The organism is Pseudotabrizicola algicola (genome assembly GCF_010915705.1).
Taxonomy (GTDB): domain Bacteria; phylum Pseudomonadota; class Alphaproteobacteria; order Rhodobacterales; family Rhodobacteraceae; genus Pseudotabrizicola; species Pseudotabrizicola algicola.
Genome location: NZ_JAAIKE010000002.1, coordinates 390,426 through 412,591, shown reverse-complemented (window position 1 = coordinate 412,591; position 22,166 = coordinate 390,426). Strand labels below are relative to the sequence as shown.

Annotated in this window: 17 protein-coding genes; 8 read left to right on the top strand and 9 right to left on the bottom strand. The window is 64.8% G+C overall.

Going from position 1 to position 22,166, the window contains the following annotated elements:
- The 5 genes from xylA to G3572_RS08545 all read right to left on the bottom strand — a co-directional run bounded on the left by xylA (position 1) and on the right by G3572_RS08545 (position 6,001).
- The gene (xylA, locus tag G3572_RS08565) at positions 1-1,302 is read right to left on the bottom strand and encodes a xylose isomerase (protein WP_164610776.1); all 1,302 of its coding nucleotides are present in this window, start codon (positions 1,300-1,302) and stop codon (positions 1-3) included.
- Positions 1,299-2,735, bottom strand: a complete 1,437-nt coding sequence (gene xylB, locus G3572_RS08560; RefSeq protein WP_164610775.1) for a xylulokinase — start codon at positions 2,733-2,735, stop codon at positions 1,299-1,301. Before xylB ends, xylA begins: the two co-directional genes overlap by 4 nt.
- Positions 2,735-3,496: an ATP-binding cassette domain-containing protein gene (locus tag G3572_RS08555; protein ID WP_164610774.1), complete on the bottom strand. Its 762-nt coding sequence runs from the start codon at positions 3,494-3,496 to the stop codon at positions 2,735-2,737. Before G3572_RS08555 ends, xylB begins: the two co-directional genes overlap by 1 nt.
- Positions 3,497-3,506: 10 nt before the next feature.
- A complete protein-coding gene (locus G3572_RS08550) occupies positions 3,507-4,820 on the bottom strand; it encodes a sugar ABC transporter permease (protein WP_164610773.1) in 1,314 nt (437 codons plus the stop codon).
- A gap of 155 nt (positions 4,821-4,975) precedes the next feature.
- The gene (locus G3572_RS08545) at positions 4,976-6,001 is read right to left on the bottom strand and encodes a substrate-binding domain-containing protein (protein ID WP_164610772.1); all 1,026 of its coding nucleotides are present in this window, start codon (positions 5,999-6,001) and stop codon (positions 4,976-4,978) included.
- Between the two features lie 213 nt (positions 6,002-6,214).
- Between G3572_RS08545 and G3572_RS08540 the strand changes: the two genes are divergently transcribed.
- From G3572_RS08540 to G3572_RS08530, 3 genes are all read left to right on the top strand, one after another.
- Positions 6,215-7,495 carry an ROK family protein gene (locus G3572_RS08540; protein WP_164610771.1) on the top strand — a complete coding sequence of 427 codons (1,281 nt, stop codon included), beginning with the start codon at positions 6,215-6,217 and terminating at the stop codon, positions 7,493-7,495.
- A gap of 160 nt (positions 7,496-7,655) precedes the next feature.
- On the top strand, positions 7,656-9,500 hold the full coding sequence (locus tag G3572_RS08535) for an autotransporter assembly complex protein TamA (protein ID WP_164610770.1): 1,845 nt from the start codon (positions 7,656-7,658) through the stop codon (positions 9,498-9,500).
- On the top strand, positions 9,500-13,351 hold the full coding sequence (locus G3572_RS08530; RefSeq protein ID WP_164610769.1) for a translocation/assembly module TamB domain-containing protein: 3,852 nt from the start codon (positions 9,500-9,502) through the stop codon (positions 13,349-13,351). Before G3572_RS08535 ends, G3572_RS08530 begins: the two co-directional genes overlap by 1 nt.
- Positions 13,352-13,362: 11 nt before the next feature.
- Here the strand turns inward: G3572_RS08530 and G3572_RS08525 are convergent, their stop codons facing one another.
- Positions 13,363-14,169 (bottom strand): LOG family protein, encoded by an 807-nt coding sequence (locus G3572_RS08525; RefSeq protein WP_164610768.1) that lies wholly within the window; start codon positions 14,167-14,169, stop codon positions 13,363-13,365.
- A gap of 290 nt (positions 14,170-14,459) precedes the next feature.
- Between G3572_RS08525 and G3572_RS08520 the strand changes: the two genes are divergently transcribed.
- The 3 genes from G3572_RS08520 (at position 14,460) to G3572_RS08510 (ending at position 16,619) form a co-directional block, all read left to right on the top strand.
- The gene (locus G3572_RS08520; RefSeq protein WP_164610766.1) at positions 14,460-15,101 is read left to right on the top strand and encodes a hypothetical protein; all 642 of its coding nucleotides are present in this window, start codon (positions 14,460-14,462) and stop codon (positions 15,099-15,101) included.
- A gap of 220 nt (positions 15,102-15,321) precedes the next feature.
- Positions 15,322-16,149, top strand: a complete 828-nt coding sequence (gene dapD, locus G3572_RS08515) for a 2,3,4,5-tetrahydropyridine-2,6-dicarboxylate N-succinyltransferase (protein WP_164610764.1) — start codon at positions 15,322-15,324, stop codon at positions 16,147-16,149.
- Positions 16,150-16,283: 134 nt separating this feature from the next.
- Positions 16,284-16,619: a DUF8846 family protein gene (locus G3572_RS08510; protein WP_164610762.1), complete on the top strand. Its 336-nt coding sequence runs from the start codon at positions 16,284-16,286 to the stop codon at positions 16,617-16,619.
- Here G3572_RS08510 and G3572_RS08505 read toward each other — a convergent pair whose 3' ends face one another.
- Together G3572_RS08505 and G3572_RS08500 are read right to left on the bottom strand one after the other, a co-directional pair.
- Positions 16,620-17,609: a Hint domain-containing protein gene (locus G3572_RS08505; RefSeq protein WP_164610760.1), complete on the bottom strand. Its 990-nt coding sequence runs from the start codon at positions 17,607-17,609 to the stop codon at positions 16,620-16,622.
- Between the two features lie 3 nt (positions 17,610-17,612).
- Positions 17,613-19,193 carry a Hint domain-containing protein gene (locus tag G3572_RS08500; RefSeq protein WP_354004006.1) on the bottom strand — a complete coding sequence of 527 codons (1,581 nt, stop codon included), beginning with the start codon at positions 19,191-19,193 and terminating at the stop codon, positions 17,613-17,615.
- Between the two features lie 281 nt (positions 19,194-19,474).
- Between G3572_RS08500 and dapE the strand changes: the two genes are divergently transcribed.
- Together dapE and G3572_RS08490 are read left to right on the top strand one after the other, a co-directional pair.
- The gene (gene dapE / locus G3572_RS08495; RefSeq protein ID WP_164610757.1) at positions 19,475-20,623 is read left to right on the top strand and encodes a succinyl-diaminopimelate desuccinylase; all 1,149 of its coding nucleotides are present in this window, start codon (positions 19,475-19,477) and stop codon (positions 20,621-20,623) included.
- A complete protein-coding gene (locus tag G3572_RS08490; protein ID WP_164610755.1) occupies positions 20,620-21,039 on the top strand; it encodes a GNAT family N-acetyltransferase in 420 nt (139 codons plus the stop codon). Before dapE ends, G3572_RS08490 begins: the two co-directional genes overlap by 4 nt.
- 68 nt (positions 21,040-21,107) lie before the next feature.
- Here the strand turns inward: G3572_RS08490 and G3572_RS08485 are convergent, their stop codons facing one another.
- The gene (locus G3572_RS08485; protein ID WP_164610753.1) at positions 21,108-22,154 is read right to left on the bottom strand and encodes an LLM class flavin-dependent oxidoreductase; all 1,047 of its coding nucleotides are present in this window, start codon (positions 22,152-22,154) and stop codon (positions 21,108-21,110) included.
- Positions 22,155-22,166 lie beyond the last annotated feature (12 nt).

The window sequence follows — 22,166 nt, the reverse complement described above, 5'->3', positions numbered from 1 at the left end:
TCAGATATACTTGTTCCAAAGGTTCTCCAGCCGCTCCTGACGGCCAGACACCGGCTGCGGCTCCAGCCCTTCGGCGGTCACGCGGGCGGCTGCGGCTTCCAGCCCGCCCTCCAGCATCGCCTTGGCCGCATCGGTTTCCCAGCCCGCATAGCGCGCCCGCCGGTTGGCCTCCAGCTCGTCAGACTCCAGCATCGCTGCCGCGCATTTCAGCGCCCGCGCGCAGGTGTCCATCCCGCCGACATGCGCAAGGATCAGGTCTTCGGCATCAAGGCTTTGCCGCCGCACCTTGGCGTCAAAGTTGGTGCCGCCAGTGGTATACCCCCCCGCCCGCAGGATCTCGTAGAAGGCCAGCGCCTTCTCGGCATGGTTGTTCGGGAACTGGTCGGTATCCCAGCCCGACTGGTAATCGTTCCGGTTCATGTCGATCGACCCGAAGATCCCGAGGCTCGCCGCCATCGCGATCTCATGCTCGAAGGAATGACCCGCCAGAATGGCGTGACCTTGCTCGATATTGACCTGAACTTCCTTTTCCAGCCCGAAATCCTTGAGGAAGCCGTAAACCGTCGCCACATCGTAATCATACTGATGCTTGCTCGGCTCCTGCGGCTTCGGCTCGATCAGGATCGCTCCCTTGAAGCCGATCTTGTGCTTGTATTCCACCACCTGCTGCAGGAACCGCCCCGCATGGGCGCGCTCTGCCGCCAGATCGGTGTTCAGCAGCGTCTCGTAGCCTTCACGCCCGCCCCACAGCACATAGTTCTGCCCGCCCAGCGTAAGCGTTGCATCCATGTTCGCCTTCACCGTCGCGGCGGCATAGGCGTAAACATCGGGGTCGGGGTTCGTCGCCGCCCCGCTCATCCAGCGGCGGTTCGAGAACATGTTGGCGGTTCCCCACAAAAGCTGCGTCTTGTGGTCGGCCTGCTTCTGGCCAAGGTAATCCACCATCGCGTCCAGATTGCGCTTGCTCTCGGCAAAGGTGGCGCCTTCGGGCCGCATGTCGGCATCGTGGAAGCAGTAGAATGGCACGCCCAGAATGTCGAACATCTCGAAGGCCACATCGGCCTTCAGCCGCGCCAGATCCATGCTGTCGCCGAACCACGGGCGGTCAAAGGTCTGGCCGCCGAACGGGTCACCGCCGGGCCAGGCAAAGCTGTGCCAATAGGCGACGGCAAAGCGCAGATGGTCTTCCATCCGCTTGCCAAGGATCACTTCGTCGGGGTTGTAATAGCGGAAGGCAAATTCGCTGGTGGCATCCGGGCCTTCGTATCTGATGGCGGGGATGTTCTTGAAAAACTCGGTCATGTCAGGCCCTTGATGGCAGATTGTGCTTGAATATGGCGGGCATGGCCCGCGTCGAAGGCGTCTTTCAACGCCGCATCCGGTTCGATCACCCGTGCAATCGCGGGCAGGCTGGCCACCTCGGCGCCGGCTCCGGTCGCCGCCATCAGCGCCAGACGTGCCGCGCCGAAGGCACCGCCGAAATCGCCCGCCACCGGCACCTGCACGGGGCAGTTCAGCGCCGTGGCAATCGCGCGCAGCCAGTAGTCCGACTTCGACCCGCCGCCCACGGCCAAGAGGCTGTCCAGCCGCGTGCCGGTCGCTGCCAGCGCGTCGCGGCAGTCGCGGAAAGCAAAGGTCACGCCCTCCAGCAGCGCCCGCGTTGCCGCCGCACGGTCGGTCGCATGCTCCAGCCCCACAAAGGCCCCGCGCACCGAGGCCGAGTTCAGCGGCGTGCGCTCGCCCCCCAGATAGGGCAGGAACAGCGTCTTGCCGGGGGCCTGCAACGCCCCCAGATCGCCGGTCAGGCTGGCGGCATCGCTGCCCGTCAACCCCGCAAACCAGTTCAGCGCATCGGTGCAGGCCAGAATGACCCCCATCTGATGCCATGTGTCCGGCAGCGCGTGGCAGAAGGTATGCACCGCCGTCGCGGGATCAGGCTGGTAACCGTCATTCGCGGCAAAGAGCACGCCGCTGGTGCCAAGGCTCACGAAGGCCTCTCCGGCGCGCACCACACCCACGCCGACGCCCGAGGCCGCATTGTCGCCGCCGCCGCCCGCCACCACCACGCCCGCAGGCAGGCCCCAGCGCGCGGCCAGTCCGGCCCGCAAGGTGCCGGAAACCGCCGAGCCTTCGACCAGCGCGGGCATGTGGCCCCGCGTCAGCCCCGTCGCCGCCAGCAGATCGTCAGACCAGTCCCGCGCGCCGGTGTCCAGCCACGCGGTCCCCGCCGCATCCGACATTTCGCTGACAGCCTCGCCCGTCAGCCACAGGCGCAGGTAATCCTTGGGCAGCAAGACCTTTGCCACTTTGTCCCACAGCGCAGGCTCATGCGCCTGCACCCACATCAGCTTGGGCGCGGTGAAGCCGGGAAAGACGATGTTGCCGGTCAGGCGGCGGAACATCGGGTCGTCGTCCAGTTCGGCCGCTTCCACATGGCTGCGGCTGTCGTTCCACAGGATGCAGGGCCGCAAGACCTGATCGGAGGCATCCAGCAGCGTCGCCCCGTGCATATGGCCCGAAAGGCCGATGCCCCGCACTGCGCCAAGCCCATGCGCCGACAGCGCATCCAGCACGGTTTCGGCGGCGGCGATCCAAGTGTTCGGTCCCTGCTCGCTCCAGCCCTCGTGCGGGCGCTGCACGGTCAGGGGGGCGGTGGCTTCCGCCACCACCTCCTGCGCCTCGGTCATCAGAATGCCTTTCAGCCCCGAGGTGCCCAGATCAAGCCCGATATACATCAGTAGGCCTTTGCCGGTTTCTTGCCCATGATGATCATGCCAAGGATGTCGTCATCGGTGACCTCGTTCACATTCACCGTGCCGACCCGCTGGCCGTTCTTCATCACCACCGCGCGGTCGCACAGGTCCATCACGGCATGGATGTCATGCTCGATCAGGAAAATGCCGAGGCCCTGCCGCTTCAGCTCCTGGATCAGCTCGGCCACCATCTGGGTTTCCTGCGGGCCAAGCGCCGCCGTGGGTTCGTCCATGATCAGGATCTTGGCGTTGAAATAGACCGCCCGCGCAATCGCCACCGATTGCCGCTGCCCGCCCGACAGCGCCGACACCGGCACGTTGAACTTGCGGAAGTTGGGGTTCAGCCGCGCCATGATCTTGCGCGTCTCGGCCTCCATCTGGGCGTCATCGACGAACCCCGCCGCCGTCACCAGCTCGCGGCCCAGAAACAGGTTCGATGCCGCGTCCAGATTGTCGGCAAGCGCCAGCGTCTGGTAGATCGTCTCGATGTTGTAGTCGCGGGCGTCGCGCGGATTGTTGATCTCGGCGCGTTGGCCGTTCACGTAAATCTCGCCCGAGTCCTTCTGATACGCGCCCGACAGGCACTTGATCAGCGTGGATTTGCCCGCGCCGTTGTGGCCCAGCAGGCCCACAACCTCGCCCGGATGCAGGTCGATGCTGACATGGTCAACCGCCTTGATCCCGCCGAATGAAATCGAGATGTCGCGCATCTCGACCAGAGGTGTTCCCTTGTTCGTGGTCATATCTGCCTCCTCACTTCGTGCGGGCGCGGTAAAGGTTGTCAAGATAAACGGCGAGGACCAGAACCACGCCCACCACGATCCGCTGGATCGCAGCATCAAAGCCGATCAGCACCATCCCCGATTGCAGCGACTGCATCACCAGCGCGCCCAGAATGGCCCCGTAAATAGTGCCGACACCGCCAGCCAGCGAGGTGCCGCCGATGACCGCCGCCGCGATCACATACAATTCGTCAAGGGTGCCCAGCGCGTTGGTGGCGCTGTTCAGACGCGCCGAGGCGATGATCGCCGCCAGCCCGCTCAGCGCGCCCATCAGCGCGAAGATCTTCAGCGTCATCCAGCGGGTGTTGATCCCGGCCAATGCCGCCGCCTCGGGGTTGCCGCCGATGGCAAAGACATAGCGGCCAAAGCGGGTGCGGGTCATCAGGATGGTCATCCCGATCCCAACGGCGATCATGATCAGCACCGGAATGGCAAAGCCGTGCGAGACAAAGGCATCATCGGGCAGGTTCATCTGGCGCAGGATGCCGCGTGGCAGCGGATAGGCGTTCATCAGCACCACCGCGCCAAGGATCGCGCCGCAGCCGATCGCGCCCAGTGTCGCCTCGGCCCACATCGGGCGCAGCGGAAACTCGTGCTTGATGCGCTGCCGCCGCCCGTTGACCAGCAGCCAGATCACGCCGGCACAGGCCAGAAGCCCGACGATCCAGCTTCCCGTCGCCCCCACATTGCCGCCCGGACCGCCGCCCAGCAGCGCAAAGGTGCTGTCCACTGGCGAAATCGTCTTGCCGCCATTGGCGATGAACGCCATGCCGCGCCAGACCATCAGCCCGCCCAGCGTCACGATAAAGGACGGGATGCCGCGATAGGCGATCAGCCAGCCATGGAACGCGCCGATCAGCGCACCAAGGCTGATCCCCACCACACAGGTGATGATCCAGATCGACCAATGCCCCAGCCCGAGGATCGGCGGCAGGATATCCACCTGCAGGATCCCCATAGTCATGCCCGTGACCCCGATCAGCGATCCCACCGACAGGTCAATGTTGCGCGTGATGATGACCAGCACCATCCCCGTCGCCATGATCCCGATGCTCGAGGTCTGCACCGACAGGTTCCACAGGTTGCGCGGGGTCAGGAAGGCGCCATTCCCGTTCACGATGGCACCGTACAAATGGAACCCCCCCCAGATCAGCAGCAGGGCGGCCAGCATGCCCAGCAGGCGCGTGTCGATCTCGGTGGCCGAGAGAAAGCGCTTTACCGGATTGCCGCCCGCAGCCGTATGGCCGGGCGCAGCAGGAGGGGCGGATAGGGGAGTATTGGTCATGGCATCGTCCAACGCTGAGGGGACAAGGCAAGCCGCGAGACAGGGGCCGCGCCAAGCGCGTGCCGCAAAAGGGGGGCCATCAGGCCGCCGCGTCCGCAATCTGCCGCAAAAAAGAAAGGGCGCGGCACCCGGAGGCGCCGCGCCGCGTCACAGGCTTATTCGCAGCCCACCACACCGGCAATCGCGCCTTCGCAGGCGGCTTCCTTGGTGATGTGGCCAGCGTCGATGGCGACGTTCAGGTTCGCACGGGTCAGCGGGGTCGGAGCCAGCAGGATGGCGTTCATTTCGACACCCTTCTCGCCGCCCGAGAACTTGGTCGCACCCTCGATCGAGTCGAGCGATGCACCGGCGGCCAGAGCCGAGGCGATCTCGCCTGCTGCCTTGCCAAGCTGGCGTGCGTCCTTCCAGACCGAAACGGTCTGGGTGCCGCGTGCCACACGGTTGATCGCGGCATGGTCGCCGTCCTGGCCGCCGACCGGAACGGTCAGGCCCTGCGCGCCCAGTGCTGCGACAACGCCGCCGGCCATGCCGTCGTTCTGGCTCAGAACCGCGTCAACGTCGTTGTTGTTGGCGGTCAGGATCTGCTCCATGTTCTTCTGGGCATTTTCCGGCTTCCAGCCGTCCGAGAACGCTTCGCCGACGATCTTGATGTCGCCCGAATCCACAGCGCCCTGAATGACCGACATCATGCCTTGCAGCAGGAAGCCGGTGTTCGGGTCGCCCGGGTCGCCCTTGACGATGGCATAGTTGCCGGTCGGCGCTTCGGCGAACACGCTTTCCGCGATGATCCGGCCCACGCCCACGTTGTCGAAGGTCAGATAGAAGGTGCGGTCATCTTCGATCAGACGGTCATAGCCCACAACCGGAATGCCTTCGTTGGCAGCAGCCTCGATGGCCGGCCCGATGGCGTCCTTGTCCCAAGCGTTGATGATCAGGGCGTCAACACCCTGTGCAATCAGTGCTTCGATGTCGGTCAGCTGCTTGGCCGAAGACGATTCGGCATCAGCCGAAACATACTCGTTGCCAGCGGCTTCCAGGGCTGCCTTGACGGCGGCTTCGTCGATTTTCCAGCGCTCTTCCTGAAAGCTTCCCCAAGACACGCCGATCTTTTTGCCCTCTGCCAAGGCGGCAGAAGAGAATCCCGTCGCCGCGATCACGGCGAGCACGATTGCGTTACGCATGTGTATCCTCCCTATGGATGCAGCCAGCGTATGGCTGGTTCGGCAGATTCGCCGAGACGGGCAAAAATTGCCTGTATTAATTTCAGTTGTCAAAATAAAAATTGTGATGAAATCTAGGGGAGAGTAAGGATCGACCGTTTTCATGCTGCTCCGCAGCAATATTCGGGCGCCATATGAAAGATATGGCTGGTAATTTGTTAGGACACCAAAGAAATGCTCACGCATTACACAGCGGAAGAGGCGGGCGAGGGGCGCCGGGGTGTCGGCCCGCTGATTCCGCCCTTGCCCGATACGCAGCGCCCGCTGCGCCAGCAGGTGTTTGAACGGGTCCGCGCAGCAGGTCTGATTCCCCGTGTGCAGGTCGCCAAGGATCTCGGCGTCAGCCCCGCCTCTGTCACCACGATCACGTCGGAACTGCTCGAATCAGGGCTGATCGAAGAGGTGGCGGCCCCCCCGCGTGACGGCGAAACCGTGCGCGGCCGCCCTGCCGTGGCGCTGGGCGTGCGCGCCTCGGCGCATCGCGTGGTGGGCATGAAGATTTCGGATCGCGGCGAAACCGCGGTCATCGTCGATTTTGCGGGAAAACTGATCGCCGAAGACAGCATCCCCCGCCGCTATGGCCCGATGACGGTGCCGGAACTCCTCACCGTCATCGAAACCCTGCTCGACCGCGTCTGCGCCAAGGCGGGGCTGACCCGCGCCGATCTGTCGGGCATCGGCATGGGCCTTCCCGGTTTCATCGACAATGCCGAAGGTCTGGTGCTCTGGACCCCGCTGCTCGACACCCGCCATGTCGCGCTTGCCGCGCTCACCAGCCAGCGCGTCGGCCTGCCCGTCTGGGTCGACAATGACACCAACCTCGTCGCGATGGCCGAACTCTGGTTCGGCGCGGGGCGGGGCCTGTCCGACTTCGCCGTGGTCACCATCGAACATGGCGTCGGCATGGGCTTTGTCATGAACCACCGCATCTATCGCGGCGCGCAGCGGGTCGGGCTGGAACTCGGCCACACCAAGGTGCAACTCGATGGCGCGCTCTGCCGCTGCGGCCAGCGCGGCTGTCTCGAGGCCTATGTCGCCGACTACGCCCTCGCGCGCGAGGCGACTACGGCGCTGAACTGGGGCCACAAGGAAGGGCAGAACATGACCGTCCTCCTTGAAAGCCTCTATGACCATGCCAAGGCAGGCAATGCCACCGCGCGCAGCATCTTCCGCCGCGCCGGTCGCTATCTGGCCGTCGGCCTGTCCAATGTGGTGAACCTCTTCGATCCCGCGCTCATCATCCTGTCGGGCGAAAGAATGCGATACGACTATCTCTATGCCGCAGAAACGCTGGCCGAGATGGACAATCTCATCGTCAATTCCGGCCGCCCCCGCCCGCCCATCGAAATCCACGCATGGGGGGTGCGGATGTGGGCGCATGGCGCGGCGGCCCTCGCGCTGGCCGCCGTGAGTGAAAGCCAACTCTCGGCCGGACGCGAGATTGCCGCACAATAGCTGCCTGAGAAATGTCACAGGACAAACGGTTTTCCGCCAGATACGCCATAATGGCGGAAAGACGCGAAATCTGATGGTCCTACGCGCGCATGACGCAAGCTGTTGATTGCACATCGCCCCGGCTGTTGCGATACTCGCGACAATCGCCAAAGAGGTTCCAGTGACACAGCGCAGACACGCCCTGTCCCGCCTGCCCTTCGCCCTCTGCCTCGCGGCGGGGCTGACCATCGGCCAGACCGGCCATGCGCTTGACCGCGTGCAATTCACCGTCGCGGGGGGCGACGCGGACCTTGGCAGCGCCCTGCGCGCGGCCTCGGCGCTGCTTGCCCTGTCGAACGAGGAAGACCAGCCCGATCAGGTGCTTGCCGCCGCCCGCGCCGAATATGGCCGCATCGTCGGCGCGCTATACGCGCAGGGTCATTACTCCGCCGTCGTCTCCGTCCTGCTCGACGGGCGCGAGGCGGCCAATATCGCCCCGCTCGACGCCCCGCAGCGCGTCGCCCGCATCGAGGTGCGCGTCGACCCCGGTCCGCAATTCCGCTTCTCGCAAACCAGCGTCACCCCGCTCGCCCCCGGCACCGACCTGCCCGAAGACTTCGCCCCCGGCCAGCCCGCGCAAAGCGGGCTCGTGCGGCAGGCGGTCACCGCAGGCGTCGACGGCTGGCGCGCGCAGGGCCATGCCAAGGCCCGCGTCTCCGGTCAGGATGTCGTCGCCGATCACCCGAACCGCACCCTTGCGGCCCGCGTCACGCTCACCCCCGGCCCGCGCCTGCGCTTTGGCCCGGTCGATGTGGTGGGCAACCAGCGCACGCGTGAAAACCGCATCCGCAAGATCGCCGGCATCCCGCAGGGCGAAACCTTCGATCCCGCCGAGGTCGCCCGCGCCGAGAACCGCCTGCGCCGCACCGGCACCTTCGCCTCGGCCACCGTCACCGAGGACGAGGGCATCACCCCGCCCGACCTTCTGGGCACCACCATCACCGTGGTCGAGGAAAAGCCCCGCCGACTCAGCTTCGGGGCCGAGGTCTCCAGCCTCGAGGGGCTCGACCTGACTGCGGCATGGCTGCACCGCAACCTTCTGGGCGGCGCCGAACGCCTGCGCATCGAAGGCCGCATCGGCAACATCGGTGCCAGCGGCAACGGTGTCGATTACGGGCTCAAGCTCAACATCGACCGTCCCGCCACCATCACCCCGGACACCACCGCGCGCCTCGTCACCGAACTCGACCGCCTTGACGAACCCAATTACCGCGCGAATTCCTTCCGCTTCGGCATCGGCTTCACCCATGTGTTTTCCGACAGCCTGACAGGACGCGTCGATCTGGCCTACAGCATCATCGACGGCACCGAGTTCTCCGACAACCGGACCTTCGGCCGCGATTTCCAGTTCCGCAGCCTGTCCCTGCCGGTCGGCGCCGTCTGGGATCGGCGCAACGACCGCGCCGACGCCACCCGCGGCTATTACATAGAGGCCGAGGTCAAACCCTTCCTCGGCTTCGGCACCACCGGATCGGGTGTGCGGGCCACGGCCGACCTGCGCGGCTATCGCGGCTTTGGCGGCGATGACCGCTTTGTCATCGCGGCCCGCGCACAGGCGGGCATCATCAAGGGGGCCGACCTTCTGGACACCCCGCGCGATGATCTGTTCTTTTCCGGCGGCGGCGGCACTGTGCGCGGCCAGCCCTTCCAGTCGCTCGGCGTCAACGTGCTGCGCGGCCCGATCAACTACCAGATCGGCGGCAACCATTTCCTCGGCGGCTCGCTCGAGTTGCGCACCCGCGTCACCCGCACCATCGGCGTGGTCGGCTTCGTCGATGCCGCCCGCATCGACGTGGGCAGCTTCTTCGACGGCCCGGGCGACTGGCACGCGGGCGCGGGTCTTGGCCTGCGTTACGCCACCGGCTTCGGCCCGATCCGGCTCGATATCGCCGCCCCCGCGGGCGGGCGCAAAAGCACCACCGAAAAGGGCGTGCAGATCTACGTCGGTCTGGGGCAGTCCTTCTGATGCGCTGGCTCCTTCCCCTCGCCCTCATCGCCGCCCCCACGCTCGCCCTCGCCCAGCAGGCCGAACCCGAGACCGAGGCGGAACGCACCGACCGTGGCACCATCGTCGCCTTTCTCGAAGACAACCTGTCGGGGGCGGGGCGTCAGGTCACGCTGCGCGGCTTTCAGGGCGCGCTGTCCTCGCGCGCCACCGCCAGCCAACTGACCATCGCCGATGATGACGGCATCTGGCTGACGCTGAATGACATCGTGCTCGACTGGTCGCGCTCGTCACTGCTGGCCGGACGGTTCTCGGTCACCGAACTGACCGCCGCCGAAATCATCGTCGCCCGCGCGCCCCTGTCCGAACAGACGGCCCCCACGCCCGAGGCATCGGGCTTTGCGCTGCCCAATCTTCCCGTATCGGTCGAAATCTCGCGCATCGCCGCCGACCGCGTGGTGCTCGGAGAGTCGCTGCTCGGCCAGCCCGTCGAAGGCACCATCGAAGCCTCGCTGTCGCTGGCCGATGGAAACGGCGCGGCGGATCTCTCGATCAACCGCACCGACTCCGGCCCCGATGGCCGCATCGAACTTTCGGCGGCCTATGCCAATGATACGCGGCAACTCACGCTGACGCTCGATGCCGTCGAAGATGCGGGCGGCATCGCGGCAACCCTGCTCGATCTGCCCGGTGCGCCAGCCGTGGCCCTGCATATCGAAGGCGCAGGCCCGCTTGATAGCTTCGCCTCCACCATTGCCCTGTCCAGCGACGGCGAAGAACGTCTTGCCGGAACCGTCACCCTGATGGGCACCGACGCGGGCGGCACGCAATTCAACGCCGATCTCTCGGGCGATCTCGCCCCGCTGTTCATCCCCGAATACGCGGATTTTCTGGGCGATGCTGTCAGCCTGAACGTCACCGGCACCCGCAGCGCCGCCGGACGGCTCGACCTGTCGGCGCTCGATCTGCGCGCGCGCTCGGTGGAATTGCGCGGGCAGACCACCCTCGCCCCCGATGGCCTGCCCGAGGTGATCGCGCTCAGCGGTTTTCTGCGTGATCCGGACAACAATCCGGTTCTGATCCCCGGTTTCGATGCGGGGGTTTCGGTCCGTTCGGCGCGGCTCGATGTGGGCTACAATGCCATAACCGACGACTCGTGGCGCGCCGTGATCGAGGCCGAAGGCGTCGTCACCCCCGAAGCGCGCCTTGAAACCTTGGCTCTGCGCGGCTCTGGCCGCATCTCGCGCACGCCCGCAGGCAATGTGGTCGGCGGCAGCTTCACCTTGAACGGCAGCGGCATCGCCCTGCAAGACCCCGCCTTGTCTCAGGCACTGGGCGACAGCGTGACCGCCAGCGCGCGGCTGTTCTGGCAGGAAGGCACCGGCGTCACCCGCATCGGCGCGCTCGATCTCGCCGCAGGCCCGCTCACCCTCTCGGGCGGAGGCGAAATCGCGGGCCTGTCCGAAGGCTTCCGCGCCCGTGGCCGCCTGACGCTCGAGGCGTCCGATCTCGCGCCGCTGTCCGGCCTTGCCGGTCGTCCTCTTTCGGGGCGCGGCACGGTCACCGCCTCGGGCCAAGGCAGCCCGCTGGCAGGCGATTTTGACGTGCAAGGGCGCATCGACGGGCAAGACCTGACCGTCGACATCCCGCAGGCCGACAACCTGCTGCGCGGCGCGGCCAGCATCGCCGTTGACATCCGCCGTGACACCACCGGCACCGTCCTGCGCAGCTTTGCCGTCCGCGCCGCCGACCTTGCCGCCGATGGCTCCGGCACGCTCACCTCCGACAGCGCCGACCTGACCCTGACGCTCGGCATGACAGACCTCTCGCGCCTTGGCCCCGATTACGGCGGCAGCATCGCGGGCAGCCTGCGCCTTACCGGACCGCTCACCACAGGGCAGGCGCGGCTAGAGACGGACCTGACCGCCACCGCCCTGCGCATCGGCCAGCCCGAGGCAGACCGCCTGCTCACAGGCACCTCGCAACTGGCCCTGCGCGCGGACCTGATCGACAATTCCCTGATCGTCGAGCAGTTCACCCTCACCGCCCCCGGCGCCACCGCATCGGCCACCGGCACCCTCGCCACGGCAGGCAGCGACATCACCGCGCAACTCGCGCTGCAAGACCTGTCGCGCCTGCGCCCCGATTACGGCGGCAGCCTTCGCGCCAATGCCCGTTTTGCCGGAACCGCCGATGCGGCCGCGCTCACCCTTGATGCCGAGGCTGCCAACCTGCGTGTCGGTGTGACCGACGCCGATCGCATCCTTGCTGGCACCTCGCAACTCGCTGCCGCCCTGCGGCTCGAGGAGGGCCAGATCAGGGTCGACAGCTTCACGCTTTCCAACCCGCAACTCACCGCGCAGGCCACGGGCCGCGTGACAGACACAAGACGCGAGATCGACCTGACCGCGCGGCTGGCCAATCTTGGCCTTCTGTTGCCCGAATACCCCGGTCCGGTCACCCTGTCCGGCACCGCCGTCGACACCGGCAGAGCCTACACGCTCGCGCTCACCGGCACCGGCCCCGGCAGCATCGACGCCCGCATCGCAGGCCAGATCGCCTCCGACCTCGGCAGCGCCAACCTCACCCTGCGCGGCAGCGCGCAGGCGGGGCTTGCCAACCCCTTCCTCGGCAATCGCGTCGTCTCCGGCCCGCTGAGCGTGGACCTCGCGCTCAACGGCCCGCTGCAACTTTCCTCGCTTTCGGGGCGCATCGGCCTTGCGGGCGGCACCTTCGCCGACCCCACGCTGCCCTTCGGCCTGCAGGCGATCGAGGCCAGCGCCACACTCTCCGGAGGATCGGCGCAGATCACCACCACCGCTGCCGTCTCCAGCGGCGGGCGCGCCGTGCTCAGCGGCCCCGTCAGCCTCACCGCCCCCTACCGGGCCGAGTTTGGCCTGACCCTCTCGGGCGTCGTGCTGCGCGACCCGCAACTCTACGAAACCCTCGCCAACGGCCAGCTTCGCATCACCGGCCCGCTGGCAGGCGGCGCGCTGATTGCGGGCCGCATCGCCCTGCCGCAGACCGAAATCCGCATCGCCCCCACCGGCCTTGGCGGTCAGGAACTGCTCGACGGCCTGCGCCACGTCGGCGAACCCGCCGCCGTGCGCGAAACCCGCCGCCGCGCGGGCCTCATCGCCGACCCGAACGGCACCGGCCCCTCCACCCCGCGCCGCCCCTACGAGCTTGATGTCGAAATCTCGGCCCCCAACCAGCTTTTCATCCGGGGCAGGGGCCTCGATGCCGAACTGGGCGGCACCCTGCGCATCACCGGCACCACCGACAACATCATCCCCTCGGGTGCCTTCAACCTCATCCGTGGCCGCCTCGACATCCTCGGCCGCCGCCTCACCCTGACCGAGGCATCGCTCTCGCTCGAAGGCGATTTCGATGCCATCCTCAACATCGTCGCCAGCAGCACCAATGACAGCATCACCAGCAACGTGATCATCGAAGGCACCGCTGCCGAGCCCGAGGTGCGCTTCACCTCCAACCCGCAACTCCCGCAAGAGGAAGTGCTCTCGCAACTCCTCTTCGGTCGCCGCCTTGAATCGCTCTCGGCGCTTCAGGCGTTGCAACTGGCCAATGCGGTCGCCACCCTTGCGGGGCGCGGCGGCGAAGGCATCGTGGGCCGCCTGCGTCAGGGCTTCGGCCTCGATGACCTCGACGTGCAGACCACCGCCGAGGGCACCACCCAGCTCACGGCAGGCAAATACCTGTCCGAGAATGTCTATTCCGAGATCGTGGTCGACCAGAACGGCAAAAGCCAGATCAACCTCAACCTCGACATCACCGACAACGTCACGCTCAAGGGACGCGTCGGGGCCAAGGGCGATACCGGCATCGGCATCTTCTACGAACGCGACTACTGACGCAGGCGCAGCTACACCCAGCCGTCGATCGCCGCCATCGCCTCCTCCGCCGTCTCGACAAAGCGGAACAGCGCCAGATCTTCGGGGCTGATGGTGCCGGCCTCGGCCAGCGCCTCCCAGTTGATGATCTTCTCCCAGAACGCCCGCCCGAACAGCAGGAACGGGATCGGCTTCATCCGCTGGGTCTGGATCAGCGTCAGCGTCTCGAACATCTCGTCCAGCGTGCCGAACCCGCCGGGAAACACGCAGATCGCCTTGGCCCGCATCAGGAAATGCATCTTGCGGATGGCAAAGTAGTGGAAGTTGAAACACAGGTCCGGCGTCACATAGGCATTCGGGGCCTGCTCATGCGGCAGCACGATGTTCAGGCCAATCGACTGGCCCCCCGCCTCATGCGCGCCCAGATTGCCCGCCTCCATCACCCCCGGCCCGCCTCCGGTCACGATCACGTTCTCGCGCCCGTAACTGGCCATGCTGCGCTCGGTCATCAGCCGCGAAAACCGCCGCGCCTCCTCGTAATAGGCCGACAATGCCGCCAGCGCGGGCGTACGCCCCGCCTCTGGCGTGGGCGGAATCCGCGCGCCGCCAAAAAGGACGATGGTCGATTCAATCCCGCGCTCGTCCATCACCATTTGCGGCTTCAGCAATTCCAGTTGCAACCGCACCGGTCGCAATTCCTCGCGCGTCATGAAATCGGCATCGGCGAAGGCCAGGCGATAGGCCGGGGCGCGGGTTTGTGGCGTATCGGGGCAAAGATCGGCGGCCTTCACATCCTCGACACTGTCGCGAAAGGGATGCGCGCGGGGTTCGTCCTTCATATCCTGCTCCTGATCTGTAAAACCCGAACTTATCGCGAAAAACGTGTATTTGCCAGCACTTACGCCCTTAGACGGGAAAACGATTCGCTGTGATCGGTACTGACGTAAAACCTGATGCAACCTGAAGAATGTTTATCGAATACTAATAAACTATTCTGATTGTAAAACGCGAAGATTTTTAGCTAAAAGTTATCCTTTGGATGGCCAATTGGGCACAAGACTATCGAAAGGATGGCAAAACTGTGACAAAAGGATGCAACGCGAGTTTCGCCCTTTTGGAGGTTCACACAATGTTCAAGGTACTTGGTATCGCCGCAACAGCGCTGGCTATCGCAGTCGCTCCGGTTGCGTATGCAAAGCCGCTCAACGCCGGCAAGAACGGCATCAAGTCCAATGCCGGCGGCGGCAACGGGACGGAAGACCAGATCGGGGCCACCACGACGAACGTCGTGACCACCACATCCACCACCACCACGACCGATACGTCGACGGGCGAACCTGTTGTGGTTTCCACGACGACCACGACCCAAGAAACCGGGCGTGTCGTTGTTGACACCAGAATTGTGGGTGCAGGCAAAAACAAGCCGGGCAACCTTCAGACCACCTACGCTGTGACCTATGATGTCTACACCACTGTGGGCACCGAAACGGTCAAAACCACCGAGACTTATCTGGTGACCGAAACCACCAAGACGAACGTCACAACGACCGATGTTTATGACATCGATCCCGGCCGTTCGCAGGACAAGAACCAAGCGCCTGAAGGTCAGCCGGAAGACATCGTTGTTGTCGGCGATTCCGTCACCACCGAGTTCAAAGAGTTGATCGACACCAAATCCGAAGTTGTCACCGGCAGCTCCACCACTGTGACCGGCACCACCACCGAGACCGTGGTCGAGACAACGCCCTGCAACAACGAACAGTGCAACTGATCGCACAGGTTTAACGGCATGGTTTTGCGGCGCGCTCATGCAAATGGGCGCGCCGTTCCCTATCTGTCCGTGCCCGCAATTCGTTCTGCGACGCTCTGGGGCGCGCATTCCAGCGGCGGGTGATCCAGCGCCGCTTTTTTCATATGCATAAGGCAAATGCTTGTGCGGTGCGGCTCTGCCGCGTATGACCCGCCCTGTCATAGTCTTTAGGGAGTCGAGCATGTCGAACGCCGCCTTGGAAACCGCCATCGAAGCCGCGTGGGAAATCCGCGACAGCCTGACCCCCGCCACCAAGGGCGAGGCCCGCGATGCGGTCGAATCCACGCTCGCCGCGCTTGGCGCAGGCACCCTGCGCGTGGCCGAGCGTCGCGAGGGCGGCGACTGGCATGTGAACCAATGGGCGAAAAAGGCGGTGCTTCTGGGCTTCCGCCTGCAAGACATGGGACTGCAATCGGGCGGCCCGCAGGGGTCGTCGTGGTGGGACAAGGTGGACAGCAAGTTCCACGGCTGGGGCGAGTCCGAATTCCGCGCCGCAGGCTTCCGCGCCGTGCCGAACTGCATCGTGCGCAAATCGGCCCATATCGCCAAGGGCGTGGTGCTGATGCCCTCCTTCGTGAACCTCGGCGCCTTTGTCGACGAAGGCACGATGGTCGACACATGGGCCACCGTCGGCTCTTGCGCCCAGATCGGCAAGAACGTCCACCTCTCGGGCGGCGTCGGCATCGGCGGCGTGCTGGAACCGATGCAGGCAGGCCCCACCATCATCGAGGATAACTGCTTCATCGGCGCGCGCTCCGAAGTGGTCGAAGGCTGCATCGTGCGTGAAGGCTCCGTGCTCGGCATGGGCGTGTTCATCGGCAAATCCACCAAGATCGTCGACCGTGAAACCGGCGCGGTGATGTATGGCGAAGTGCCGGCGGGGTCGGTTGTGGTGGCAGGCTCGATGCCCTCGAAGAACGGCATCAACCTTTACTGCGCCGTGATCGTGAAAAAGGTCGATGCCCAGACCCGCAGCAAAACCTCGATCAACGAGCTGCTGCGCGACTGACAGGCCGCGCCGAGACGTTAAGAAATGGTGAATCCCGCAGTATCAAGGTTCTGATATATAAGGATTCCATGAATTGATCCCTGTGTTACACGCCCCGCCTGTAACACAGGGGCAGCGCCCCGAAAGGCTGTCCCATGAGCGATGAAAAGCCCGCCAAGCCCAGCCGCCAGCAGGTCTATACCCTGCTCGTCCAGGTCGGCCGCAAACCCGGCGACGACCTCCCCCCCAAGGCCACCGGCGGCGCCCTGATGTGCTACGCCAGCGGCGTGGACGAGGCCGAGGCCGTCCGCGAGACGGTGGCCATCCTCAAACAGGCCGACCTCGCCGTGCTCGAGGTGGAAGGCCACGGCTCCCTTGACGAGCAGAAAGAAGCCGGGGTGGAGATCGACCCCGAAGAAGAGGCCCTGATGATGCGGGCGCTCGAGGAAAACTCGGTCATCGTGGCCCAGATGACCGCCCTCTACGACTGATCACGCCGCCCCGAACAGGCTGCGCCGCGCCATCAGGCTGACCAGTTGCTGCGCCTCGAAGGCCAGCAAGACCGTCCGTGGCGGCGCGGCCCTGACCCCGTGGCTCAGCAGCCGCAACCCGTCGACCAGAAGCAGTTCCGGCAGGCCAAGGTCGACCGCGACACAGTCCACCGCCGCCTGCCGCGCGTCCTTGCGCCCGATGCTGCCATTCGCGAGGGCATCGGCCCGTACCAGCACCTCTTCCTCGCCGAACATATACTCCACCTCCGCCCCGCTCAGCCCGACCAGCTGATCGGCGGACACCAGAACGTCGCTCCCCTGTCCCAGAAAGGGCGCGCGCAGGATGACGGGGGCAAAGCTGCCCCGCCCCGGCAGGCGCAGGCGGTTGACCCGCAAGACCGGCTGCAATCCGTTGTCCTTCGTCTGGACCAGATCGCCGGGCCGCAAACTGCCCGCCGCGACCGGACCGCGCGCGGTTTCGATCGGGGTGCGCAGACCCAGCCAAGGCGCGCGTTCGGGGGGGCGCGCCCCTTGCGTCACCCCGAACCACAAAAGCGAGGCATGCCGCAGCGCCGACCCGTCCCGCGGACACAGGCCCGAGAGCTCATCCATCGACAGCGCAATCGGCCCGATGCCGGTGCTGATGCATTCCTCGCCCATCCCGATGCGGCCAAAGCTGAGCGTCCAGCGCCCCGTCCGCCGGTTCCAGCCATAGACGACCCGCGCCGTGCCAAGCCCAAAGGGCAGCGGGCCCGGCAGGATATGCCGCCGCACCAGTTGATCCTTGCGGTGCAGCAGCACCAGACCCGCCTGCGGATCGGCAAAGATGGAAAAGCTGCGCTGCGTGCCGTTCTGGTCCTGATGCCATTCCAGCAGCACCGTGCCTTCCCCCAAGGGCAGGGCCACCTCACAGATGAACAGCCCTTCCTCCAAAGGCGCAACCGGGCCCCCCGGCAGGATCATGTCTGAAAGGGCAAGCCAGTCTGTCATGCGCTAGGCAGCCTTTTCGGCGGCGGCGAACAGGAGTTGCGCTTCAAAGGGGCGCAAGGTCCGCCGCACGGCCGGACTGTAGCCGTCGCCCGTCTTGGGGTTCAACTCGGGGAACAGCGTGCAAATCTCGTCGATGATCTCGGCCTCGAACATGCGGGTGGATTGCGGACCGGGCAGGAAGCTCTCGGTGGCAAGCCCTTCGGAGGAAATGATCTGGTGTTTGTCGAACAACAGATGGACATATTCCACCTCGCCGCCTTCGATCACCCGCACGGATTTGCCGTTGACCAGATCCTTGGCCGAAACCAGCACTTCCGTTTCGCCGAACAGCAATTCGGCCACGGCATCGCGCACCAAGACTCTGTGCTGCGGCGAAACCAGCAGCCGCCGATGATCGCCAAAGGTTCCGGCCCTGATCTCGATGGGGGCCAACGCGCCAAGTGCAGGCACCAGCCTGCGCCCGATCCAGCGCAGGGGCTGTGGCCCGTCGTCCTTGGTCATCACCATATCGCCTGCCCGCAATCGCTCGACCGGACATTCGCCATTCTCGGTCAGGATCATGGTTCCCGCCACAAAGCAGGGGATGGTGGTGATCTTGATAAGTCCGGTGTCGATATGGCCACCCAGTGACGACACGACGGTATAGGTGAAGTTCACCTGTTCGATATCGCCATTGCCGATCACAGTGATCGTGCCGTCCGCGTTCAGGCGCACCCTTTGCCCGGAGGGCAGGGTAATGACCTGTCCGGCCACCACGTTGATGCCGTTGATCTGGCTGATGCGCAGTGTGCCGCTGCCTTGATAGATGTCATTCGCCAGAACGTTGAAAGTCTTTTCACCGGTTGCGAACATGGTTCCGACATCGTCCCGCGCGACCAGTGTGGTCTGAAGACTGTCGCCCATGATGATGAGATTTGAATCATACTGCGCGTCAGAGGTATCGGCGATACCGATGCGGATCGAGTTCACCACACCGGACCGGACAGGAATGGTCAGGGTCAGGGTTACGGTAAAGCCATCCATCTCGGTGTTGAAGGCGTCAGCGGTATTGTTGACGAACAGGTTTGGCTGGGTCAGCGGGTTGATGTTGTTGATCGATGATGTGCCGTTGCCGATACTGACCGGCACATAGGCGCCATTGATCCAAACCCCCATCACGTCGTTGAAATTGGAGTTCACGTATTCGGGGTATTCTTCCGAACTGAAGACAAAGCGCATCGACAGAAAATCGCCCGTCGGGATGAAATCGACGTCAATCCAGACCGCGTCAAAGGTTCGCGCACCGGCAATCGCGTTGAACTGGCTGTTATTGTCCACGCCGGCCGTGTCGGTCGATGTGCTGGCGCTGCGGTTCGGATCGCCGCTGCTTTGCGTGAAATCCCGCACATCGCCCGTCGACAGGATAACCCCCGTCGAGGAGGCGAGGACACCGGGGGCAAGCTGACCGTTAGTAAACACGGCCGAGCTGTCGCGCGGACCGGTATAGCTGGCGCCGACCACGGTCACGCCGCTGCCAAACATCGCATTCGCCATCGTCATCGCGTTCGCGGTGACATTGTAACTCAGTTCTGCGCCTGTCGCCAAGACTGCCTCCCTCGCCAGAAGGCAGAGCATCACGGTCGGTCAGGCGGGTGCCTGCCGGAGCTTTTGGATGGATCGGGTGCGTTGACCCTGCTCTGCCCTGCCTCTGGGACTTGTCGTTTTTTGAAGGATTAACAGAGTTTGAACGCAAGTCATCCTTATTTTGGCCGTTATGTTGCGGCTGCCGATTTTGCCGGGGGCAAAGCGTGGCGGACGTGCAACAGGCAGTTGCAGGGCGGGGCATCTGTGGCTATGCCTGCGGCGTCCCCTTTCGGAGCCTGCAGATGTCAAATCCTGTCGATCCTGTCGCCCTGACTGCCGCTCTGGTGCGTTGCCCCTCGGTGACGCCGGCAGAGGGCGGGGCACTTGTCGTGCTTGAAGAGGTGCTGGCAGAAGCCGGCTTTGCCTGCACGCGAGTAGACCGGGGCGGGGTGGCCAACCTGTTTGCCCGCTGGGGTGCGCGTGGGGCGAACCGCAGCTTTGGCTTCAACGGGCATACCGACGTGGTGCCTGTTGGCGACGCCTCTGCCTGGACGCACGATCCTTTCGGGGCTGCGGTCGTGGATGGCTGGATGTATGGGCGCGGCACCACCGACATGAAGTCGGGCGTTGCAGCCTTTGTGGCCGCTGCGGTCGATTTCGTGCGCCAATTCCCGCCAGACGGTGCGCTGATCGTGACCATAACGGGCGATGAAGAGGGTGCATCCGTCGATGGCACCCGCGCGCTCCTCGACTGGATGGGGGCGCAGGGCGAACGCATGACACATTGCCTCGTCGGCGAGCCGACCTGCCCGAACGAGATGGGCGAGATGATGAAGATTGGCCGACGTGGCAGCATGACGGCCTATATCACCGCAACCGGTGTGCAGGGCCACTCGGCCTATCCGCACCGCGCCAAAAACCCGATGTCGGCCCTGGTCCGCTTTCTCGCGCGGCTTGAGGAGAAACCGCTGGATGAAGGCAGCGCGCATTTTGACGCCTCGACCTTGGCCATCACCACCATCGATTGCGGCAACCCGGCCAATAACGTGATCCCTGCGCGCGGGCAGGCCACGGTGAACATCCGTTTCAATGACCTGCACAGTGGCGCCAGCCTGAGCGATTGGCTGCACGCACACGCCCGCGCGGTGACAGAGGCGACCGGCGTGCAGATCGACCTTAAGGTCTCTGTCTCGGGCGAAAGCTTTCTGACCCCGCCCGGTGCGTTTTCCGCGATGATCGCGCGCGCGGTCGAGGCCGAAACCGGGCGCGTTCCGGTGGAATCCACCTCGGGCGGCACGTCGGACGCGCGCTTTGTCAAGGATCACTGTCCGGTGGTGGAATTCGGTCTGGTCGGCAAGACCATGCATCAGGTCGATGAACGGGTCGAGGTGGCGCAGATCCATCAACTCAAGGCCATTTATGGCCGCATTCTGCGGGATTACTTCGCATGATCCATATCGCCCCCACCCGCGACATCAGCACCTGCCTGCACCTGCGCCGCGTTGTGTTCATCGAGGAGCAGAGTGTGCCGGAGGCCGAGGAACTCGACGACAAGGATGCAGAGGCGATCCACCTGCTTGCCACGGTGGACGGGGTGCCGATGGGGTCTGCGCGCCTGCTGGTGCAGGGCGAGACGGGCAAAATCGGGCGTGTGTGTGTGCTGCCCGCTGCGCGTGGCACCGGTCTGGGCGCCGCTGTGATGCGGGCGGCGCTGGACGAATTGCGCCGCCAGCCGGGGGTCTTGCGCGCCAAGCTCGGCGCGCAAACCCATGCGCTCGGGTTTTATGAACGCCTCGGGTTTGTCGCGGAAGGCCCGGTCTATCTGGATGCCGGCATAGAACATCGCGACATGGTCCTGGCGCTGTAGCGACACCAACATTTACATCGCCGTGATGCTCGGCGGCAGGGCGCCAGACTGGCCCCACGGCGCTGCCGTCAGGCCACCGCACGCCCGCGCGAGAGGATGTCGCGCACCATCGGGATGACGCTTTCCCCGTAAAGCCGGATGCACTCCATCAGGTCGGCGTGGGGCTGCGGGCCGGTCGCGTATTTCAGATCAAAGCGCTGGATGTTCAGCGTCTTTATCGTCTTTGCGATCTTCTTCGCAACGGTTTCCGGGCTGCCGACATAGAGGGAGCCATGTTCCACCTCGGCCAGAAACCTGTCTTTGGTCACCGGAGGCCAGCCACGCTCGCGGCCGATGCGGCCGAACATGTCACGGTAATGCGGCCACAATCCTTCGCGTGCGGCTTCGTCAGTCGCCGCGACAAAACCGGGGGAATGGACACCGATCGGGCGCACCTTGGCGTCCATCGAGGCCGCTGCGCGATGATAGAGATCGACATAAGGCGCAAAGCGCGCGGGATCGCCGCCGATGATCGCAAGCATCAGCTGAAGATCCTGCCGCACGACGCGCACGACCGACTCGGGGCTGCCCCCGACGCCTACCCATGTTGTCAGACCCTTCGGCCCCAAGGGAGGATAGACAGTCTGATTTTTCAATGGCGCGCGCGTCTTGCCCTGCCATGTGACCTTCTTCTCGCGCAGGAGCCGCGCGAAAAGATCGAGCTTTTCCTCGAAAAGCTGATCGTAATTCGCCATGTCATAACCGAAAAGCGCATAGCTTTCGCTGAACGAGCCCCGACCCAGAATTGCCTCGGCGCGGCCATTTGACAGCGCGTTGAGCGTCGAAAACCGCTGAAACGCACGCACCGGATCGTCCGATGACAGCACTGTCACCGCCGTTCCCAGATGAATGCGGGAGGTGCGTCCGGCAATGGTGGCCAGCACGATCTCTGGCGCGGAAATGGCAAAGTCATCGCGGTGATGTTCGCCAAGGCCGATGAAGTCGATGCCAACTTCGTCGGCAAGCACGGCTTGCTCGACCACATCGCGCAGCACCTGATCCATCGGCAGAAGTTGCCCGTTCGCGCCACGGCTGACATCCCCGAACGTGTCCAGCCCCAAAGAAATATCTGCCATACCGGCCTCCTG

What these genes read in the sequence shown, in the direction of transcription:
- G3572_RS08485 (WP_164610753.1), bottom strand. Translation starts at nt 22,154, where the DNA reads ATGGCAGATATTTCTTTGGGGCTGGACACGTTCGGGGATGTCAGCCGT.
- G3572_RS08555 (WP_164610774.1), bottom strand. Translation starts at nt 3,496, where the DNA reads ATGACCACGAACAAGGGAACACCTCTGGTCGAGATGCGCGACATCTCG.
- G3572_RS08550 (WP_164610773.1), bottom strand. Translation starts at nt 4,820, where the DNA reads ATGACCAATACTCCCCTATCCGCCCCTCCTGCTGCGCCCGGCCATACG.
- xylA (WP_164610776.1), bottom strand. Translation starts at nt 1,302, where the DNA reads ATGACCGAGTTTTTCAAGAACATCCCCGCCATCAGATACGAAGGCCCG.
- dapD (WP_164610764.1), top strand. Translation starts at nt 15,322, where the DNA reads ATGTCGAACGCCGCCTTGGAAACCGCCATCGAAGCCGCGTGGGAAATC.
- G3572_RS08545 (WP_164610772.1), bottom strand. Translation starts at nt 6,001, where the DNA reads ATGCGTAACGCAATCGTGCTCGCCGTGATCGCGGCGACGGGATTCTCT.
- xylB (WP_164610775.1), bottom strand. Translation starts at nt 2,735, where the DNA reads ATGTATATCGGGCTTGATCTGGGCACCTCGGGGCTGAAAGGCATTCTG.
- G3572_RS08510 (WP_164610762.1), top strand. Translation starts at nt 16,284, where the DNA reads ATGAGCGATGAAAAGCCCGCCAAGCCCAGCCGCCAGCAGGTCTATACC.
- G3572_RS08520 (WP_164610766.1), top strand. Translation starts at nt 14,460, where the DNA reads ATGTTCAAGGTACTTGGTATCGCCGCAACAGCGCTGGCTATCGCAGTC.
- G3572_RS08505 (WP_164610760.1), bottom strand. Translation starts at nt 17,609, where the DNA reads ATGACAGACTGGCTTGCCCTTTCAGACATGATCCTGCCGGGGGGCCCG.
- G3572_RS08525 (WP_164610768.1), bottom strand. Translation starts at nt 14,169, where the DNA reads ATGAAGGACGAACCCCGCGCGCATCCCTTTCGCGACAGTGTCGAGGAT.
- G3572_RS08530 (WP_164610769.1), top strand. Translation starts at nt 9,500, where the DNA reads ATGCGCTGGCTCCTTCCCCTCGCCCTCATCGCCGCCCCCACGCTCGCC.
- dapE (WP_164610757.1), top strand. Translation starts at nt 19,475, where the DNA reads ATGTCAAATCCTGTCGATCCTGTCGCCCTGACTGCCGCTCTGGTGCGT.
- G3572_RS08540 (WP_164610771.1), top strand. Translation starts at nt 6,215, where the DNA reads ATGCTCACGCATTACACAGCGGAAGAGGCGGGCGAGGGGCGCCGGGGT.
- G3572_RS08490 (WP_164610755.1), top strand. Translation starts at nt 20,620, where the DNA reads ATGATCCATATCGCCCCCACCCGCGACATCAGCACCTGCCTGCACCTG.